General features: G+C 60.0%; 20 protein-coding genes and 2 tRNA genes. 10 read left to right on the top strand and 12 right to left on the bottom strand.

Annotated elements, in window-relative coordinates; all coding sequences use genetic code 11:
* Positions 1–28: 28 nt before the first annotated feature.
* On the bottom strand, positions 29–325 hold the full coding sequence (locus JQ597_RS36640) for a hypothetical protein (protein ID WP_212270238.1): 297 nt from the start codon (positions 323–325) through the stop codon (positions 29–31).
* Positions 326–881: 556 nt separating this feature from the next.
* On the opposite strand from JQ597_RS36640, the gene JQ597_RS36635 reads away from it, so the two are divergent.
* Positions 882–1,157 (top strand): hypothetical protein, encoded by a 276-nt coding sequence (locus JQ597_RS36635; RefSeq protein ID WP_212270237.1) that lies wholly within the window; start codon positions 882–884, stop codon positions 1,155–1,157.
* 42 nt (positions 1,158–1,199) lie between these two features.
* On the opposite strand, the gene JQ597_RS36630 is transcribed toward JQ597_RS36635, so the two are convergent.
* A complete protein-coding gene (locus JQ597_RS36630) occupies positions 1,200–1,604 on the bottom strand; it encodes a hypothetical protein (protein WP_212270236.1) in 405 nt (134 codons plus the stop codon).
* Between JQ597_RS36630 and JQ597_RS36625 the strand changes: the two genes are divergently transcribed.
* Positions 1,603–1,866, top strand: coding sequence for a hypothetical protein (locus JQ597_RS36625; RefSeq protein WP_212270235.1), 264 nt, complete (start codon positions 1,603–1,605; stop codon positions 1,864–1,866). The genes JQ597_RS36630 and JQ597_RS36625 overlap by 2 nt on opposite strands.
* A gap of 831 nt (positions 1,867–2,697) precedes the next feature.
* Complete coding sequence (locus tag JQ597_RS36620; RefSeq protein WP_212270234.1) at positions 2,698–2,937, top strand: PilZ domain-containing protein; 240 nt, start codon at positions 2,698–2,700, stop codon at positions 2,935–2,937.
* A 584-nt stretch (positions 2,938–3,521) separates the two neighbouring features.
* On the opposite strand, the gene JQ597_RS36615 is transcribed toward JQ597_RS36620, so the two are convergent.
* The 6 genes from JQ597_RS36615 to JQ597_RS36590 all read right to left on the bottom strand — a co-directional run bounded on the left by JQ597_RS36615 (position 3,522) and on the right by JQ597_RS36590 (position 6,658).
* Complete coding sequence (locus JQ597_RS36615) at positions 3,522–3,701, bottom strand: hypothetical protein (protein ID WP_212270233.1); 180 nt, start codon at positions 3,699–3,701, stop codon at positions 3,522–3,524.
* A gap of 35 nt (positions 3,702–3,736) precedes the next feature.
* A complete protein-coding gene (locus JQ597_RS36610; protein ID WP_249133646.1) occupies positions 3,737–3,919 on the bottom strand; it encodes a hypothetical protein in 183 nt (60 codons plus the stop codon).
* Positions 3,920–4,301: 382 nt separating this feature from the next.
* Positions 4,302–4,562 (bottom strand): hypothetical protein, encoded by a 261-nt coding sequence (locus JQ597_RS36605; protein ID WP_212270232.1) that lies wholly within the window; start codon positions 4,560–4,562, stop codon positions 4,302–4,304.
* A gap of 1,022 nt (positions 4,563–5,584) precedes the next feature.
* Positions 5,585–5,659, bottom strand: a tRNA-Thr gene (locus JQ597_RS36600).
* A 175-nt stretch (positions 5,660–5,834) separates the two neighbouring features.
* On the bottom strand, positions 5,835–6,164 hold the full coding sequence (locus JQ597_RS36595) for a hypothetical protein (protein WP_212270231.1): 330 nt from the start codon (positions 6,162–6,164) through the stop codon (positions 5,835–5,837).
* Positions 6,165–6,313: 149 nt separating this feature from the next.
* Positions 6,314–6,658 carry a hypothetical protein gene (locus tag JQ597_RS36590; RefSeq protein ID WP_212270230.1) on the bottom strand — a complete coding sequence of 115 codons (345 nt, stop codon included), beginning with the start codon at positions 6,656–6,658 and terminating at the stop codon, positions 6,314–6,316.
* Positions 6,659–6,811: 153 nt separating this feature from the next.
* Here JQ597_RS36590 and JQ597_RS36585 point away from each other — a divergent pair, with 153 nt between their 5' ends.
* The 4 genes from JQ597_RS36585 to JQ597_RS36570 all read left to right on the top strand — a co-directional run bounded on the left by JQ597_RS36585 (position 6,812) and on the right by JQ597_RS36570 (position 9,426).
* Positions 6,812–7,531, top strand: coding sequence for a dienelactone hydrolase family protein (locus tag JQ597_RS36585; protein WP_212270229.1), 720 nt, complete (start codon positions 6,812–6,814; stop codon positions 7,529–7,531).
* 51 nt (positions 7,532–7,582) lie between these two features.
* Positions 7,583–8,278, top strand: coding sequence for a HoxN/HupN/NixA family nickel/cobalt transporter (locus JQ597_RS36580; RefSeq protein ID WP_192733964.1), 696 nt, complete (start codon positions 7,583–7,585; stop codon positions 8,276–8,278).
* A gap of 187 nt (positions 8,279–8,465) precedes the next feature.
* Positions 8,466–8,924 (top strand): hypothetical protein, encoded by a 459-nt coding sequence (locus JQ597_RS36575; protein WP_212270228.1) that lies wholly within the window; start codon positions 8,466–8,468, stop codon positions 8,922–8,924.
* A gap of 49 nt (positions 8,925–8,973) precedes the next feature.
* Positions 8,974–9,426, top strand: coding sequence for a hypothetical protein (locus JQ597_RS36570; protein ID WP_212270227.1), 453 nt, complete (start codon positions 8,974–8,976; stop codon positions 9,424–9,426).
* A gap of 60 nt (positions 9,427–9,486) precedes the next feature.
* Here the strand turns inward: JQ597_RS36570 and rlmB are convergent, their stop codons facing one another.
* Positions 9,487–10,314, bottom strand: coding sequence for a 23S rRNA (guanosine(2251)-2'-O)-methyltransferase RlmB (gene rlmB, locus JQ597_RS36565; RefSeq protein ID WP_212270226.1), 828 nt, complete (start codon positions 10,312–10,314; stop codon positions 9,487–9,489).
* Between the two features lie 203 nt (positions 10,315–10,517).
* Here rlmB and JQ597_RS36560 point away from each other — a divergent pair.
* A tRNA-Tyr gene (locus tag JQ597_RS36560) sits at positions 10,518–10,603 on the top strand.
* A 22-nt stretch (positions 10,604–10,625) separates the two neighbouring features.
* Here JQ597_RS36560 and JQ597_RS36555 read toward each other — a convergent pair.
* Positions 10,626–11,753: a tyrosine-type recombinase/integrase gene (locus JQ597_RS36555; RefSeq protein ID WP_249148463.1), complete on the bottom strand. Its 1,128-nt coding sequence runs from the start codon at positions 11,751–11,753 to the stop codon at positions 10,626–10,628.
* Positions 11,754–11,922: 169 nt separating this feature from the next.
* On the bottom strand, positions 11,923–12,510 hold the full coding sequence (locus JQ597_RS36550; RefSeq protein ID WP_212270225.1) for a hypothetical protein: 588 nt from the start codon (positions 12,508–12,510) through the stop codon (positions 11,923–11,925).
* A 78-nt stretch (positions 12,511–12,588) separates the two neighbouring features.
* On the opposite strand from JQ597_RS36550, the gene JQ597_RS36545 reads away from it, so the two are divergent.
* Entirely contained in the window at positions 12,589–12,891 is a 303-nt protein-coding gene (locus tag JQ597_RS36545; RefSeq protein WP_502754830.1) for a recombinase family protein, read from the top strand.
* A 693-nt stretch (positions 12,892–13,584) separates the two neighbouring features.
* On the opposite strand, the gene JQ597_RS36540 is transcribed toward JQ597_RS36545, so the two are convergent.
* The gene (locus JQ597_RS36540; protein ID WP_212270224.1) at positions 13,585–13,959 is read right to left on the bottom strand and encodes a hypothetical protein; all 375 of its coding nucleotides are present in this window, start codon (positions 13,957–13,959) and stop codon (positions 13,585–13,587) included.
* Between the two features lie 1,102 nt (positions 13,960–15,061).
* Here JQ597_RS36540 and JQ597_RS36535 point away from each other — a divergent pair.
* On the top strand, positions 15,062–17,868 hold a 2,807-nt coding region (locus JQ597_RS36535; RefSeq protein WP_249148462.1), incomplete at its 3' end, for a DUF5801 repeats-in-toxin domain-containing protein.

Genomic DNA, 17,868 nt, shown 5'->3' with positions numbered 1-17,868 from the left:
AACAGGGTCGGCCGTCACAGCCCGACCCTCAGCGCTCGCGTGGATTGGTGTTGGGCACGAACGGCGCGCCGATCACCCGGACCGGCGTTTGGTCGACAAGACGGGCCGGTTGCCGAGCCGCCGGCGAAGCCGCGGCGGTGTTGGACGACGACGAAGACGCCGCGGCGGCCGACGGCGACGATGTCGCGGCGGCGGCATAGACCGGCCTGGTTTTGCTCACGGCGGAGGCGGGTTCCCAAAAGCCAGCGGCGCCTGCGATGACAGCGCTCACCAGCGTCACGCCGGTGAGCAACACCAGATTGCAGTTTTCTTCCCGAATTCTCATGCAGCAAAAACGTGACTGGCCGGGGTTGGTTCCGGGAGGCCACGGGAACCCAAAATGCCGCAGGTATCGGATGGAACAAAGATTAAATGTGCACTTCGTAACACAGGGCCCGGAACGATTCCCGCGTTGCAACGTAAGGTCTGCGGACAGGCAAGCGGGAGATAACAGCGGTGGTGGGCAGGCAGTATCTGACGCGTCAGGCAACTACGCTTCTCAAATTCGCACGAACAGTCACGGACCCGAATGTGGCAGCGGGCCTGGTCGAGAAGGCCGCTGATCTCAAATCCCGGGTCGATGATCCGAACCGGTCGGACAAGAGTCCGAGAGCGCCGGATGTCGAGCGGATCAGCAGTCGATAGCTCGGCTACGCCGCCATGCTGGAAGGCCGCAGAATCTGCGTTCCCAAGCAGACGCGCGATCGACGAACCGCATTCCGGAACTCTGCTGAATCACCGGAACAGAACTCCGTTTCCCAAAAATGCAAAAACTAACCTGGGCAAGTTCCTGCAACAGGCTCGCTCGGCACGCGTTAACCCGGCAACGGAAAGGAGCGCACATGCGAAAGATAGCACTCACTCTCGCGGCCGTTGCCGCGCTTGCGACAACCGCTGTCGTCAACTCGCCGGCCGAGGCCCGCGGCGGGCGTAACGCGGCGATCGGCTTCGGTGTGGCCGCAGGCGTGCTGGGCGCCGCCGCGGCAGCCAACGCCTACAACAGTGGCTACCATTATGGACCGAGGTACGGCTATTACGGCGGTGGGCCGTACGGCTATTACGACGATGGCCCGCGATACTATCGCCGCCACTATCATCGACACTACCATCATTGGTAACGAAGAGGCCCGGAGCAATCCGGGCTTTTTCTTATGCGCTGTTCAGACGAACAGCTTCGCGACGGCCAGCACGATCAAAGCTGCGATACAGAGATACATCAGGCCGAATAGGCGCCGGTCCTGTTTGGCGTGCCGTTCGGAAATCTTGCCAGTCATGAAATCAGTAAATGGATCTTGCACGGTGGCCCTCTGAAGCAAGGCCGTACAGGTTCTGATTTGCGATTCCCGGTCAAGAGTCGCTTGAGATTTTTTGATCTTGCGGTCTGCATAAAGCGGCTCACAGAGAACGGCGCCAAAAGTGTTCACTGCGAATAGCGAGGATAACGGGAAACTCGCCGTGGCTGTGAATATCGAGGATTGAGGGCAGAAAGCTGCTTTAGGTGCCGGACAATTCGAAGCGCGCACTTCAGAACCGTATTCATCAAGCCATTGTTCGGGAGGTGCCATGTTGAAGTATAATGGTGTCAGCTCGCCGGCGGCTTATGTCTGCCACGTGGTCTGCTTCTTTATCGGTTGGGCCGCGCTCGCGCTTTTCACCCTCAATCGGGTGAAAGTCGATCACTCCGAAGGGCCGAGCTGGAATCCATTTTCAAGATTGCCAGACGGCTCGCCTGCGATTTCCGAATACGCGGTGGATGTGCTCGGCGTCGGCGTCATGATGGCTGCGCTCGGGCTCGCGTGGCTGATACGGCGCTGGATGCTGATGTAAACGGTGCAGGCGTTGTTGTCGTATATGTGACTTTGAACGCGGACTGGTGCCGGTTGAGAGGATTAAAACTCCCGACCTTCGGTTTACAAAACCGTCCCGCATTCAATTATATCAATACCTTACGGCGATCGTGACCTATTGTCGGAAAATGTCATTTTTTGTGAACAGTTTTACAAGGCCGCTATCCAGAGCCCGCGCGTTAGGTTAAGTGACCCAAGGTTGGGACAACCCCGGAGTGATCATGACAACGGTGCAGGCCATTGCATTTGGGGCCATGCTAGCTTGGACCCCAGCGCTTATCATTATGGCGTTCTTGTTGTGGGAAGTTCCCGACCTCGACGAGAAGGATTAGCCTCGTTGCGTCGCCGGTGTCACCCGCGCTTCGCCTTGCCGTCGACCTGACGCTAGAGCGACAAACCATTTCCATTTTCGATCGATGCCCTGGACCACTCTGAGCAATGCCCGATACTCCATGATCTGGCTCCCTCCTCGGTCTCTCGCCTTACGGCTTCGCTGAGCGGGCTGTTCGACTTCAGCCGCTCTTTGCTCGGGCATAAGAACTCCCAAACGACTGCCCGCTATGTAGACCATCCGTGGATTCTGATGCCATCGAGGCCGCCGTGATGCCGGACGAGCCCGCTTGAGATCGGCGCGCGGCAGTCTGTTCGCCTGCAGCGATTGCTGTTCCAGAATTAACCCGCAACGCGGACATCAAGCTTAACACGCGAGTTTCGTTGCGACCGTTCTAAACAGGGTTAGCGTGGCTGCAAGTCGCGCAAATTGGTCGTCCCCCAGTTTGGCTTGCGTACTGCGCGGACCAGGGGTCGCTTCATGAAGACCGGTATCATCGAGTTCAGCGGACGCACAATCGCCTGTCTCATTCGCAACCAGTCCGAGACTGGAGCGGGGCTTGAGGTAGTCAGCCCGGTGGGCATCCCGGCGCAATTTACACTTCTGATCGCCGCTGAGCGCATCAGCTGCACGGTGATATGGCGAACCGAGAAGTTGATCGGCGTCAAATTCAATGGGTATTTCGAGGGAAGCCAGAAACGGTTCGGCGGGAATCAATGATATGCCACCCAGCGTCGTCCTACGCGGTCGACCTTAGCGGGGTGGCGCTGGCCCGCTATGACCTCGCCGCTACCAATTCGCAAACCGCGGAGCGGGGGGGCGCGCCAAATATCTTGACCATCGAGATCTGGTCTCATGACCACCGGCGCGTTGGGCGGCGCATTCGCGCGAGTTAGCTGTTCCCGCTGAGATTCCCGCGCGGACCTTTGGTTTAAAAAGCAGGCCGCTGGCTCAAACAGCCGATTAGGGATTAGGGGGCGAAATATAGGCCAGTACTGCCTTTTTCTGTTCCGGGACTACTCACTCTGGAGGATGAACAGAGAGCGGCAAGATCGCGGCGCTGGCGAGGACCAAAAAGGGCCACCCAAAAAATTGAAAGGGACCAATCACCTAAGTGGATGAGGGAAAGGGTAATGTGCGTCGTTTACCCGGTACAAAGCCCGGCAAATTTTGGACATTTTCACAGCAATCCCAGCCCAGCACCAGCTTCTTACGATAGTGACGGGATGCTACCGAGCGAAATTCTCGGCCTTGTGCCACGACGCCAAGAGCGTCCGAACTAGGATATCAGACATCTTGCACGGTCATTTGCTGGCCATGGGGCGCGAAGCGGTTTGTACTGAATCACGATCAGGATCAGGATCAAGATTACTAGCGGCTTGCCTGCTCCGGCTAATCACAAGACCAAGGCAGCCCATTGCGATTAAAACAGCTCCAGCGATCATTAGCCAATGCGGCAAGTCAATCGACGACAGCAGGTCCATTTATTCCCCTTCGCCTTCAGTTGGACCGTACAGCATCATTTGGTTTTTTGGGTATTGGCGGATGTCTCCCCGTCGAGCCAATCTTGCTCCTCGGCCAACGCGAGCCAAGCGGCTTCCATCCGCTTGAAACGCTTGTGAGCGGGCTCGTTCTCTGCAGCCTCAGCCAGACGCAGGCAGTTCTCCGCGTTCTGCCGGTAGATTTCAGATTGCTTTATCATTGCCGCGCCTCTTCGGCCCCATTTCTCTATCGCTTTTGGTCAGTCCAGCGGCAGTCGTAAGGAGCTTATCGGAAGAGCTCAGTCTTTATGTTCGGTCCAACTGCGTTCGCCGCACTGACATTCAAACATTCGTACCGTCAAGCCACGAGTTGGGTCCATCATCTTGTGAACCACTTTGGGCTGCGCGCCACACCTGCACCTGCGATGCTCGGGCTTCTCCGGTCCTGAGAGTTTATCGCTGCTTAAGTCGTTCATTGCTCACCCCGCCAAAGGTGAGTCAGTAAGTGCTAAAATGCACTTTGGTTCCCACTCGCTCGCGGAAAACGCGCTCATCACCCAAATGGGTTATATTCAAGTACCACTAACGGCGAGGCCGCAACCGTCAAGCAAACAAATCCGCGCCGGCCGGTGTGTACTTCACGAACGTCCTGGACTCGTGCAGCAGCCAGCCGCGCGCGACCGCGAGATCGAGACCAGCTTTGTACCCGGCCGGGCTGGCGCCTTCCTTGAACAGCATTGGCCCGTTGATCTTCTCAATGTGGATCCGGCCGTCTTGAATGGCTTCCGTAGCGTTGACGATTTCCAGCAGCTTGCGCGCGGCCTTCTCAGGGACGGAATAGGGGCGGTCGGTGCTTGGCTTCATGCGTGCTGCGAATCCATATGTGCATCCTGAACGTGACGGCCGGTTACCGCTAATCTATCGCGGCGCCCGAGACAGCGTGCCCGTCCACTGGTTGATTGCGTCGGCAGCGGAAGGCCAGCGGCATGCATTGTGTATTTCCAAGCCGTCCAGGCGCGCTGCCGCCGATACTCGACGAAGTCGGCTTCCGTGCATCGTGGCAGATAGTCTTCCACGCCGTTTCAAATCCGCCCCGCGCCTGGTCGAGAGAAGCCGCTACGATTGCGGTTCGCAGGTGCGATCGGCACAACGAAAGAGGCCGCCAACCGAGGTACTCCAAACTAGTTCGGAACGATCAACCGAGTTGCGGTAATTTGGCTAACCGTAGGCCGCCTTTTTCCGCGTTGCCCACGGTTGGAATGGCGGCCCCAACTTAACCCCCAGCCCCAAGGTTGGGGCCGCTTCTCAGCGGCATCGCGAATGGAAGAGGCCGCCAACTGAGGCGGCCTACAAGGCGAACAATAGAATGCTGATGCCACCACGGCCGCGCGCTTTGCTACTTTTGAAACGGGGCGAGTTGCCGCCCGTTCCCCACACGGTGAGTGTATGAGCTCCAGCGAAAAAGCGGCCGTCAAAGTGTCAGTGGCCCCCAGCGGCCAAAGGCGAGAGCAAGTGATCGTTGGGGTGGCTTTCTTTGTTCCTGTTGTCCTTGCAATGGCAGGTTGGTTCTACCTGCTTAGCAGGCTCCTTGCGAAGACCTACGATTGGTTGTTTGCATAATTGCAGCGGAGCGCGCAGCGCAGCCATTGGTCGATTGGGTATTCTTGCGGCGGCTTTTGCCGGCCAATGAAAAAGGCCGCAGGCGTTGCGCGCTGCGGCCCGTCCGGGAAAATTGATTGTCAGTGCAATGACAATACTCCCAACCCCGGTAACGTCGAATCTGCCGCAAGACTTTCGAGCAGGGGAGTCTTAATTGGTGTTCCGAGAAGCGAAACATCCTGGATGTTGCTAGGCGGTGACAGTTCCTCGCACCACTCAAGAGACGCTGGTGCCGGTTGAGAGGATTGAACTCCCGACCTTCGGTTTACAAAACCGCTGCTCTACCGCTGAGCTAAACCGGCGAATTGAAGCGATGGCGGGCCAGACCAGATAACGCGCGGGGTTCCACCAATCTTCGGCGGTCGAATACCAGACTTGCCCGGAAAGGGCCAGCACCTCGAAAGCCGCTGCCATAACCCCTGCACATGAAAAAGGCGGCCTTCCGGCCGCCTTTTTTCGCTTCTCGATGCGCCAGCGTTATTGGCAGAGATGCCGCCGGCCGTCTTCGCCGCGGAACAGGGTGCCGGGGATGCAGACGAAGCCGTTGCGGCGGGCGTATTCTTCGCCACCGATCGGTTCGACTGCCATCGCGGACGCGGTGCCTGCGGCGGTGTTGCCCGGTCCGAAGCCGCTGCGGTCATTCCAGCGATTGTAGCTGTTCTGCCAGCTGCCACTCTGGCGATACGCCTGATCCGTATTCGCCTGACGCTGATAGCTGCCGGAGTTCGTGACCTGCTGCGCCATGGCCGGGCCCGCCAACGCGGATGCGATGATCGCAGCGGCGCCGAGGATCTTGATTGTTGTCATGCGGTTCTCCTTCTTTTCGTGACGCGAGGTTTCTCGTGACACCAGTTTTCGTCACGCCAAGCCAGGTCCGGGGTGCAAGGTCGTTCCGTATTTTCCCTGGCCGCAATTCAATTCGGCGTTATTGGCCCGGACTTACCGCTCACGCCTCGTCAGCAGGGGCGCCAGCGTCCGTCGGGGCCCATATACGTCGCGTCGGGTTGAATGCCGCAGGCGGGACGCAGGCTCTGCGGGCGTTGGACGGGATAGGCATAGGAATCGTCATAGGCCGGCCCGCCGTAATAGGCGTAGGAATCCCTGTTGCGGAACGGGGCGGTCGCAATCGCGCCCGCTGCGCCAACCGCACCGCCGACGACACCGGCTGCGACTTCGCCGGGCCAGAAGCCGGATGATCGATGGCGATAGTTGTGATCATTCGTCCACTGCTGCGCCATCGCAGGCGTCGCAATCGTCGCCGCCAGCAATGCCGTTGCGCCCAGAAGTTTCAGCTTTGTCATTGGTTGCTCTCCGCGAATGTTGTGCGGGGCCAACCGATCGCAGGGCTGGATGTTCCGATTTTGGGTTGTGCGGCGTTCAAACCGGTGTGATGTTCCTGTTCCCGCATTTTTGACGCCCACCCAACACCTTAAAAGAGTCGCTCAGAGAATTTTATGCCGACGCGTGACCTCGATTACCGCTGCGACGACGTCAATTTGCGGGGCTATCTCGCCTGGAACGACAATGCCGCAGGTCCGCGGCCGGGCGTGCTGGTGTTTCACGAGGGACTGGGGCTCGGCGAGTTTGCGATGGAACGCGCGCGGCGGCTTGCGGACCTCGGCTATATCGCGCTCGCCGCCGACATGTTCGGTGACCGGCGGCAGGCGAGCAATCTGCAGCAAGTCGCGACCCTGGTTGGCGGCCTGCGTGCCGAGCCGGAAAAACTCCGCGCCCGCGGCCGCGCCGCGCTCGCGGTGCTGGCGGATCTGCCTGATGTCGATACCAGCCGGCTCGCGGGAATCGGGTTCTGCTTCGGCGGCTCGGTGGTGCTGGAGCTCGCGCGCGAGGGCGCCGATCTCAAGGCGGTGGTCAGTTTCCACGGCGTGCTGGCGACGAAAATGCCCGCGCAACCCGGCCGCGTGAAGGCCAGTGTGCTTGTCTTGACCGGCGCGGAGGATCCGCTGGCGCCGCCCGATCAGGTCGCCGCGTTCGAGAACGAGATGCGCGAAGGCCACGTCCGCGACTGGCAGGTCATCCTCTATGGCAACACGCTGCATGGATTCACCAATCCCGCCGCCGACGGTTCGATGATGCGCACCGCGCTCTACAATGAGCAGGCCGATCGCCGCTCGTGGGCAGCGATGCAAGGTCTGTTTGATGAAGTGTTGACCTGACAAGAGCAGTTGATTGGTGTTTGATAAGTGCTTGTAGCGCGCAGGGGGCATATGTTCGGAATTCTGGGGCTTGGGTTTTTGCTGGGCATGCAACATGCGCTCGAAGCCGATCATATCGCCGCCGTCTCCAGCATCGCCGCGCGCCGCAGCCGTGTCGGTGACATCGTCAAGCACGGGCTGACCTGGGGACTCGGTCATACGCTGACGCTGTTCGTCTTCGCCGGCTGCGCCATCTTGCTTGGCAGTGCGATCCCGGAGAGTGTGGCGCGTCCACTCGAGGCCGCCGTCGGCATCATGCTGGTCGGCTTAGGTGCGCATGTGCTGTGGCGGCTGTGGCGCGACCGCGTGCATTTCCACAAGCACGGCCATGGCGACGGCACCGTGCATCTTCACGCCCACAGCCATGCCGGAGAAACCACGCCGCATCTGCGCACCGCGCACGCCCATGAGCATGGTTTTCGCTGGCGCACGCTGCTGGTCGGGTTGATGCACGGCATGGCGGGCTCGGCTGCACTGCTGGTGCTGACGGTGTCGCAGGCGTCTAGCCCGGCGGCCGGACTCGGTTACGTCGCGCTGTTCGGGATCGGCTCGATGATCGGCATGGGCGCACTGTCCACCGTCATCGCCGTGCCGCTCGCGGTGTCCGCGCGCTGGCTCACCTGGGCCAATCGCGGCCTGCAGGGCGCTGTCGGTATCGTCACGATCGCCATTGGCGCAACGACCCTCGTTGAAAACCTGTTTGCGTGAGCAAAATCTGTTTGCCTCAGTCCGCTGGATCCGCTCGCCCCGTTAACAATTGCTGAGCGGGTTCGCTCGCAATTGAGCGGCGGGGGATGCTGACGCGTTAGCCTTACCGGCAGTTTGGTCCGGCCCCTTAACCCTTGGGGGTGCCCGTTCGACTAAATTGCGGTCAGAGCAAAACGGGGTCCCGGGCATGCGCATTGGCGTGACACTGGCCATTCTGATGGCGACAACGTCGACGGCCTTGGCCGGCGGCGGCTTTGAAATCGTGATTCCGGGTCGCCCCGGTGTTCCCGTCATCATCAACGGCGTCGATGCATCCTATTCGGTGGTCGAGGGCGACTGGGGCCTCCTCAGGGGCACGCATGTGCAGCCGACCGTCTATGGTGGCCGCTATGTCGATCCGGTGCCGCGTGTCGGCCATTATTATCCGAGCGCGGGTCATCTGCCAGGTTACGGCCGCCTGGAAATCGAGCCGCCGGCGAACCGAAGGTTGCCGCAGCCGGCCGAAAGCTATCACCAATCCTGGTCTGCACAGTCGGCGCCGCTGCCGGCGCAATCCAACGTGCCGGTCAATCCGCCCGAGATCATCTACGCGCCGCAGGACGACCGGCGTCGTCGGCATCCCACGGGACTACTTCCGCGCCCATAAGACCACCCCAACAAGAACACCAACAGGCAAACACCTACAGGAGAGAGTAATGCGTCATCTGATTTCAGGACTAGTCGCGGCAGTCGCCGTGATGGCCGCTGCGCCCGCGATGGCGTGCGGTTACGCCAACTGCGGTTACGCTGCGCCCGTCGTCTACGCCGCACCGGTTGTTGCGACCTACACCTCGGCGGGCTGCAATCCCTGTGGCGGCGTGGGTTGGGGTTATGCCCGGCTCGCCGATCCCGTGCAGCAATATTACTACGTCAACCAGGGCCCGACCTATTCCGGTCCCGGCGCCTGGGCTCCGGCCCGCGTCTATCAGGAAGACACCGTCGTCGGCTATCGTCCGTATTACGGCTACGGCTACGGCGGCGGCGTAGTAGCCCCGCGGGCCTACGGCTACCGCTACGGCGTTCGTCCGGGCATCCGTTACGGTTATGGCGCTCGCTATGGCTATGGCGTCCGTTACGGCTATCGCGGCGCGCGCTTCGGCCGTTACTGATCCGAACGTTCGAATCAATACGTCGGCGCCCGTTCGCATCCCTGCGAGCGGGCGTTGTTTTTATTTCATCAATCCCAGCCTGGAGGCGCCGATATAGAGCGCCAGCACCGCGGCGTTCGAGACGTTCAGGCTCTTGATCTCGCCGGGCATGTCGAGGCGCGCCACAACGCTGCAGGTCTCGCGCGTCAATTGCCGCAAGCCCTTGCCTTCGGCCCCCAGCACCAGCGCAAGCGGTTGCTGTAGTCCGACAGCGCCGAGGTCTTCGCTGCCTTCGCTGTCGAGGCCAACGGTCATGAAGCCACGGTCATTCAACTCGTTCAGCGCGCGGGCGAGATTCTGCACGGTCACCAATGGCACCATTTCCAGCGCGCCGGACGCCGACTTCGCCAGCACGCCCGTCGCCTCCGGGCTGTGACGCGCAGTCGTCACGATCGCCTTGACCGCAAACGCCGCGGCCGAACGCATGATCGCGCCGACATTGTGCGGGTCGGTGATCTGGTCGAGCACCAGCACGATGCCCTCCTGATCAAGCGTATCGATATCCGGCGAGGGCAGGGGATCGGCCTCCGCGAGCAGGCCCTGATGCACGGCATCGGGGCCCAGCCGCTGGTCGATCGCGCTCGGCCGGACGAGTTCCGGGGGCACGCGGGTGTCGATATTCTCGTCGGCGAGACGCCGGGCGGCGTTCTCGGTCAGAAACAGTTTGCGGATCTGGCGTTCCGGATTGGCCAAAGCCGCCGCAACCGTATGCCACCCATAAAGAATCACCGGCCCGTCCGGGCTGGTGTCCCGGTCGCGCCAAGCCGGGCGACCGCCCGGTTTCCGGCCTTTTTCGAAGGGTTTGCCGCCGCCACGGCGGAACGGCGGTTTTCGGTCGCGATCGCTCATGGGCCAGCTTGTGTCACGGGTTCCGGATTATGGCAATTTGGCCCCTCGAGGCGCGTTTTTCGAGGCTTCCCTTGGTTGACTTTGCCATGGCCCTTCGCCCATAAACGCGCCCGACCGGGAGCGCGCCATCGGCTCCTGGTATTAACGTCATCCATGGCCTGTCCGCCGCCAATTAAGCGGTTGGGTTTGCGATGCAGTTAAACGGGGGAGTGTCCCGAGTGGCAAAGGGAGCTGACTGTAAATCAGCCGTCTTATGACTTCGAAGGTTCGAGTCCTTCTTCCCCCACCATCTTCTTTTTATCTGATTGATATTATTTAATTTTCTCAGATATGGCCCGCACCACCCGGGGAGGTGCGGGCATAGATGTTCCGGTTTCGTCTAATTTATGGCCAGCTTGGGTGGCCAGTCTCGCCCGGTTCGCTTCCCGCGTGTAGATGCCGGAAGTCCGACCGCCATCGACCCAACCGAACAGCGCGTCGAGCTCCTTTTCGGTCGCTCCGTTCTCAGCCGCGATCGTCGCAGCGATCTTCCTGACGCCATGGGCACTCTTTTTGATGCCGGCTTGCCGGGCGGCTTCGGAGAAGTCGTTCCCGAAGGCTTCTTTGGCCAGCGGCCGGCCGCGAGCTCCACAGATCCACGTCAAGTCACCCGTGGGGCCAATTTCGAGGGTCTGCCAAAGCACGTCCAGAATCGGCATCGTTACCGTGACGAGCTCGCCGCTCTTCTCGGTCTTGAAGGTGGCGACCCGAGAAATGGCACCGTCCGGGTTCAGGGTCTGCTTCACATGCTGACGGCCGATCTGGACGGCATCGCCGCGGCGCGGGCCAGTATAAAGCAGAACGTCCAGCCAGACGCGCTGACGGGTGCCGAGAGGCCAGCGGCGGCGGTACGTCTCAACGTCCTCGCGGGTCCAAGCCGGGAAGCCCTTTCCCTTCTTCCGCTTCGGCGCCTCAATGTCGGCGTCGGCGGTCGGGTCGGTTTTGACGTGCTTGCGCTTCTTTGCCCAGCGGAACATGCCCTTCATCGTGTCGAGGAAGTTCCGGGCGGCGGCCGGCGTCGTTGCCCGGCGATCGAGCCCGGCTTGAATGTGCTGCGCCTGGATGGCGGCATAAGGCGTCGGTCCGGCATCCTTCAGGACGTGCAGCATGATGTTCTCGCGCTGCCGCCGCGTCGAGGCCGCGAGGCCAGTCCATACGCCTGTTTCCCGGTAGCTATCCCACAACCATTGCAGAGACGCCCTGGACGCGCTCGGCTTGCCACCCAGCGGCTCGCCCGTGACGGCGGCCTGATACTCGGCGTTAAACTCCGGCGTGCCGTAGGGCGCCTGAATGCGCGTGCGCGGGCCTTTGCCGATGCGAACCACCCAAACATATTTGCCGTGGCGCGTCTTCTCGTGCTGGAGGTGCGGCGGTCGCGGACGGGGCATGTCGGAAATCAAAGCACAATCTCCCAATCCGGTTCAACGGGCGGTGAGGGGTTTTCCGACGTGGATAAGCAAATTCGGATCGTCCCGTCTGGGAGCAATTCGACCGTGCCCGCGCCAGCCTGTTTTGCCGCGCGTAGCGTTCGCGCGACGTCGGCTTGAGTGAAGCGGGCAGGGGTCCTGCTCATTTGGGCTTTACAAAGAGGGGTTTGAAGGGCTCCGAATCGGCGTTTTGCGATTTACTCTCGTCACGCAGGGCGGCCTCGAGGGACGGGGCGGCAATGAGCAATTGGCGCATCCTTTCGACTACGAGGTGCGATAACGCCAAGCCGCGCAACACCGCAGGAGGGGGCATGAAAGCGTAATGTTGGTCGCCAGCCTCGCCACGGTTCCACTGGCGGATGGCATCTGCCAGAGCCCATGGCGGGATGTCGTCAAGACTTTCGAGATAGGCGGCACCGCGCGCCATAGTCGTTTCCTCGCTGGGATCGCTGGTGGGATAAACCAGCAACATCGGTCCGATCAGCATCAGCCGCTGTTGGTGCGCTAGATTTGGATCTGCGGGCACCAGATCTCTTTCAAGTTCGTTTTTAATATTGCGCGCCGCCTCACGCTGCGTTTCATCGAAGGTCCCTTGTATGTGCTTCCGCAGCCCCGCCGGGGTCATCACGGTGCCGAGGGAGATTTTGAGCAAGGCGTTGCAGGCCGGCGACCCTAGAACTGTAGCCACCCGCGCCTTGGCGCTTTCCTGCAGGGATGGAAGTTGCTGCATAGATTGTTTCCTGTGATTTGATGCTGGTCTTGGGGAGCGGCTCTACTTGGCATCCTGCAAGCTCTACATGAAAAAGGCGTGGGACTTTTTCTCCACCAGCAAGGACTCGATACGTCAACGACCGCGGGCAAAGCTATGTTTCAGATGCTCGGAGTATTTGCTGAGTTCGAGCGAGGGATTATTCGGGAAAGGGTAAATGCAGGTCTGGCTCGCGCGCGGGCAAAAGGGGTGAAACTTGGTCGACGCCGAGTTGAGCCGGCGGTAGAGCGGCGCATCGTTGAATTGAGGGCGAAAGGAGACGGGATTCTCAAGATCGGTAAGACGCTGGGCATCGGCACCAGTGTCGTGCAAAGAGTTTTTAAGGAAGTGCCTTGGACCTAAAATTCGCGACTGGAGAACGACCTCAGCGGCTGCGATCGACACGCTCAGCGCAGGCCCACATTCACAAGCCCGCAAACCGCGATTCCCCACTTTTGCCGCTCGCAGAAAATAGGGGTATAGCCAATTTGGCTTCGCCTACATTCGTCTCCCCATTCTCGATCTAGACATTCCCTTCGCCCTCGACCGCAGCTCGGTCCTGGTGCTGCGCGCCGATTTGCAGATGCGTTTGATAAGCAATCGAGACAGCTCCTCGAAAGTCTCAAGGGTTAGAACGGCGATCTAGGTCTCACAACGGTGGTCTAGGTATCGCTAACTCGCTTGATAAGCGCCAAGCCATTTGGCACTCTTTGGTGAGCGTCCTCCGGCATCGAGGTTTTTTATGCTAAAATCATTGTTTGCAATTATTGGCGCGGCTTTCTCGATTGTTGTTCTTTCGAGCAGCGGCGCCTACTGCGGCACCTATCCCTTCGGAGATGAACCGTATCGCCTGAATTGGGGATATGACCCCGAGATACAATCCGGGTGCTGGAAGTGGAATTGGCAGCAGTATCATTGGGACAATCACTGTCCGGTCTATGTTAATCCCAAGGCGTACATGTATCCGCGATCGCGTCGCGTGGTCTTGCGAACACGGGGTTAATACCAGATTGCGCGCTGGTCATTCTTAGTTCGCTCTGGAAGCTGATTTCTTGATCAGGAACGCTGAATCGTGCAAGCGACCTGGTTGTGCTTGCCGAAGTTCAGCAGCGCGTTTTCCCTGAAGCCGTCCAGCCAGAGCCCCCGGCCTGCATAGCGATACCCCACACCCATCGGGACAAGCCGCACATGCATCGAGCGGCGTGGCGAAGTGACCAGGGACGCGGTAACAACCTCGCCAACGACACTTACCGCTATCGGACAAAGCGGATACTCCCTGCCGTTCTCGCAAGTGAAGACAATTTCGGAACAGCCGCCTCGGCCCGTCGTCATCAAGCCGAGGTCCGCAGCGGCGCTCGGCTGCGGACCGATGCCAATCGCAAATCCGAAGCAGGCTGCAGTCAATACAAACTTGCCAAATCCCGCGCCCATCGCTGCCCCCAAACTCTAAAATATGGATCAACAGAGCAAGAATCGCTCAAAAGGTCAAACGTATCTTCGGCAGTCTGCCCGGTGTGCGGGTCGGTCCAGGTCCCAGTCCGGGCCCGACGCAATGCCACATCCATCGCTCACCTGGCGGTGCTGTGCCCCAACCCCAGTTACGCTCACTGAAATTTTAGGATTTGCGTTCGCCCGCGGGTACTTGACTTCAATCGTCAAAACAACGTCGCCCACGAATTCCGGCAGTGATTTGTAAAACGAGACTTCGGCCGGCACTTTGAGCGCAAGGCACGCTTTGTAGTGGGCGGCCTTTACGGAGTTTTGTCCGTGACCAACCTCAAGGTCGGGGGCCGGCCAGCCGAATGGCGTTTAGGCAGATCCGCATTTGCGCGTCCTTGTTGACAATGCCTTGATCGAACGTTCGATCATTTGTGTCTGCGCGCTGGCGACGCCATTGAGGATGCAAAAAGCCTTGCTGAGTGCCAGCGACAGTGCGGGCATCGAGGGGGGCTCCACGGGACGAAACGACGTACTCAGCCGACTCGTTGTTCTGCCAGTTTTACCCGGTCATAGTTCTCTAATTCAGCCTAACTGTCTGCTTTGGCGACGATCGATTTGGTAGCCGCAGCCTGAACAATCGCAGACTTAGCCCGTCACCCCTTCCCGGGTCTTGGAGAAGGCCGATCGAGGCATTCCCTAGGGCATCGTCGTGCAGTCCCTGATTTATCTGTGTGTCCATGGGCACGTGTTTCGACAGGTCGATCGTGCGCTGGTTGCGACATTGGGGGCGCCAAAGCCACGCCGGATATGCCGGCAAGAATGTGCACGGCGGGTGCTCCATTGAACAAAAACAAGAGGTTAAAGGCGTGAACGATCGTACCTTGGTTGACCCGTAGTTTTACTGGTTTTTCCCGATCCGCCTAGCTGACTCGCCTCGAGTGCGCTGTCTTTACTACAATCACACTGAAAGCATTGATTAACCAAACAGTTTTGTTGACCCTCCTTGCGGTTAACAATACCTTAACGCTCAATTTTGAAGCCACTTTTCTAGATCCTTGATTCAAACGCCTGCCTTTCGCTTCGGAGATATTTCATGAACGCACCTTTTCAGGTTGCTCAGGCTTCCGGCGTGGGAATCAGCAACAACAACGCGGCGCCGCGCATCTTCAGGCTAACAAAACCGCTTGGTGATCAGTCCGTCGTCGTCAATCTCGGATACGAACAGAAGGTCAAAGTCGACTTCTCCGGCATCGCCAACGAAAAGATCACGCTCGTACGTGTAGGCGAAAAGCTGATCATCCTGTTCGACAACAAGTCGACGGTGACGGTCGAGCCATTCTTCGATTCAAGGCATGACGCTCTTAACAATCTCTCGGTCGAAGTGGCGCCGGGTCGGGACGTTTCGGTCAGCGAATTCGCGAGCCTGTTTCCGATCACGACGGATCAGTCCGTCCTGCCCGCGGCCGGTGAAGGCAATGGCAATGCTCAGGGGAGCGGAGCGAACTTTAACAACAGCGCTGTTGATCCGCTGAGCACGGGCGGTCCGCTCGACCTCCTCGGGCAGGAGTCGCTCGGCAATTTTGCTTCGGCTCTGCAGCAGTTTGCCGGCGTACCGAATGATACGCCGATAGCAACGGCACCTTCTGCGGGCTTCACACTCTCGAATACATTGCTGATACATGACGAAACCTTTGCTGTTCAAAATGCGTTTGGCGCGAACGATCAGGGAGGTGCGCTACCTTCGGTATTCCAGCAAAATGGACTGATCGGTTGGGCGCAGAGTCCTGTTTCGGCAATTGCCTCTACGACAGCAGACTTCGGGACAAACGGGGCAGGGTCCGTCACCTATGCGTTGACAACTGCGTCGGGCGGAGCGTTCAATGGCGTAGCCTCCGGGCTACAGGCGACGATAACCGGAAACACGATTTTCCTCTTCACCGAGGGCAGTCTGATCGTTGGTCGCGAAGGTAACGGCAACCTGGCCAACGCGGGCGGTGCCGTCGCATTCCAAATCTATCTGGATCCCGCCACGCGCCTACTCAATGTCGCCCAGTACGAGGCGATCCAGCATGGCGGAGCGTCAGATCCAAACGACATCGCCTCACTCGCCAACGTGGTCTTCGTTCAGCAGACCGTTACCGACAGTCTCGGACTTACCGCGACGGCGGTGTCGTCCAATGCATTGGGCGTGGCATTCCTCGACGACGGCCCGAGCATCAGCCGCGATGACGGCGGTGAGCGGCCTTCGTCGGCGGGGTTCCTCGAACTCGATGAAACAATCGGTCAGGGCGAAAGTCCGCAGATCGACCGCTACAATTCGGGTGAATCCGAGTCGAACGGCGGGCCGTCGAACGGTATCGTCGACGACACCGGCGTTTCCACAATCACCGTGTCGACGGCACCCCTCCAGGGTCAGGCGATTGGCGAACTGTCGACCTCGGTGGGTGCTCTGGCTGCTTTGTTCCCCGCTGCAAATATTGCGTTCGGGACCGACGGCCCGGGAGCCAACGGCGGTGTCACTAACGTCCTGACGCTGGTTCTTTCGGCAGGGACCGTCGGCACGACGCTGACGGCAACTGCGCTGGAGGGCACCGCGCTTGCCGGCATGTCCGCAGCAGAGCGGGCGATCGTACTGGTTCAGGTGGATGCCGACACGATCGAGGGCAGGATTGCCGGCACCGCCGCTGCCGGCGACGAGTTTGTTGCTTTCCGTATCACCCTTGAAGGCGGCAGCGATCCGGCCACAGCGAAGATTACGGTCGACCAGTTCCTGGCGATTGACCATGGCGGTTCGGAGAATCCATCGATCTTCGACGAGCAGGCGTTCCTGCGTCTGGTTGGTGCGGGTACGCTCAACCTGCAGCTTACCACCACGGTCACCGATGGTGACGGTGATCAGGTCAGCTCGCCGGTCCAGGTCACTCTGGTCAGCAACGAGACTTCGTTCATAGCATTCGACGATGACGGCCCGACGATCACGCGCGGAGAGGGCGGAGAGACCCCGTCTCTGGTAACACTCAATCTCGACGAGACGATCGGCGCGGATCGCTACAACACGGGCGAGGTGCCGCAGGACAATAACGGGGAGGTCGACGACAAGGCGACCACGGTGACGGTGTCGGAAACGCCGACCCAGGCGCAGGCGATTGGTGAGTTGTCGACCCAGCCGGGTGCGCTGGCCAATCTGTTCGCGGCCGCGAATGTCGATTTTGGAATGGATGGTGCCGGGCCGCAGGGTGGCATCAGTAACGCATTGACGCTGGTTCTTTCGGGAGAAAACGTCGCCACGACTCTGACGGCGACCGCGCTGGGGGACACCGCGCTTGCCGGCATGTCCGCAGCCGAACGTGCGATTGTTCTGGTTCAGGTGAACGCCACGACGCTCGAAGGACGTATCGTCGGCACAGCCGCCGAAGGCGACGAGTTTGTCGCCTTCCGCATCACGCTCGAGGGTGGCAGCGATCCGGCGACAGCCAAGATCACGGTTGACCAATTCCTGGCGATCGACCATGGCGGTTCGGAGAATCCGTCAGTTCTGGACGAGCAGACGTTCCTCAATCTGGTCGGCGAGGGCACGCTCAACCTGCAGCTCACCACCACGGTCACCGATGGCGACGGCGATCAAGCCAGTTCATCGGTCCAGGTCAATCTGATCGGCAACGAGAACTCGTTCATCGCTTTCGACGATGACGGTCCGACGGTCACACATGGAGAGGTCGGAGAGACGTCGTCTCTGGCAACACTCAATCTCGACGAGACGATCGGCGAGGATCGCTACAACACGGGCGAGGTGCCACAGGACAATAACGGGGAAGTCGACGATAAGGCGACCACGGTTACGGTGTCGGAGACGCCGACCCAGGCGCAGGCGATTGGCGAGCTGTCGACGACGGAAGGTGC

This window comes from Bradyrhizobium sp. AUGA SZCCT0177, from assembly GCF_018130125.1.
Lineage (GTDB): Bacteria > Pseudomonadota > Alphaproteobacteria > Rhizobiales > Xanthobacteraceae > Bradyrhizobium.
This window is presented reverse-complemented; position numbering and strand designations above follow the sequence as displayed.

Coding starts and splice junctions, on each gene's coding strand:
- JQ597_RS36640 (WP_212270238.1), bottom strand. CDS start 325: ATGAGAATTCGGGAAGAAAACTGCAATCTGGTGTTGCTCACCGGCGTG.
- JQ597_RS36550 (WP_212270225.1), bottom strand. CDS start 12,510: ATGCAGCAACTTCCATCCCTGCAGGAAAGCGCCAAGGCGCGGGTGGCT.
- JQ597_RS36575 (WP_212270228.1), top strand. CDS start 8,466: ATGCGCATTGGCGTGACACTGGCCATTCTGATGGCGACAACGTCGACG.
- JQ597_RS36605 (WP_212270232.1), bottom strand. CDS start 4,562: ATGAAGCCAAGCACCGACCGCCCCTATTCCGTCCCTGAGAAGGCCGCG.
- JQ597_RS36580 (WP_192733964.1), top strand. CDS start 7,583: ATGTTCGGAATTCTGGGGCTTGGGTTTTTGCTGGGCATGCAACATGCG.
- JQ597_RS36615 (WP_212270233.1), bottom strand. CDS start 3,701: ATGGACCTGCTGTCGTCGATTGACTTGCCGCATTGGCTAATGATCGCT.
- rlmB (WP_212270226.1), bottom strand. CDS start 10,314: ATGAGCGATCGCGACCGAAAACCGCCGTTCCGCCGTGGCGGCGGCAAA.
- JQ597_RS36630 (WP_212270236.1), bottom strand. CDS start 1,604: ATGGCACCTCCCGAACAATGGCTTGATGAATACGGTTCTGAAGTGCGC.
- JQ597_RS36585 (WP_212270229.1), top strand. CDS start 6,812: ATGCCGACGCGTGACCTCGATTACCGCTGCGACGACGTCAATTTGCGG.
- JQ597_RS36540 (WP_212270224.1), bottom strand. CDS start 13,959: ATGGGCGCGGGATTTGGCAAGTTTGTATTGACTGCAGCCTGCTTCGGA.
- JQ597_RS36590 (WP_212270230.1), bottom strand. CDS start 6,658: ATGACAAAGCTGAAACTTCTGGGCGCAACGGCATTGCTGGCGGCGACG.
- JQ597_RS36610 (WP_249133646.1), bottom strand. CDS start 3,919: ATGATAAAGCAATCTGAAATCTACCGGCAGAACGCGGAGAACTGCCTG.
- JQ597_RS36625 (WP_212270235.1), top strand. CDS start 1,603: ATGTTGAAGTATAATGGTGTCAGCTCGCCGGCGGCTTATGTCTGCCAC.
- JQ597_RS36595 (WP_212270231.1), bottom strand. CDS start 6,164: ATGACAACAATCAAGATCCTCGGCGCCGCTGCGATCATCGCATCCGCG.
- JQ597_RS36620 (WP_212270234.1), top strand. CDS start 2,698: ATGAAGACCGGTATCATCGAGTTCAGCGGACGCACAATCGCCTGTCTC.
- JQ597_RS36635 (WP_212270237.1), top strand. CDS start 882: ATGCGAAAGATAGCACTCACTCTCGCGGCCGTTGCCGCGCTTGCGACA.
- JQ597_RS36570 (WP_212270227.1), top strand. CDS start 8,974: ATGCGTCATCTGATTTCAGGACTAGTCGCGGCAGTCGCCGTGATGGCC.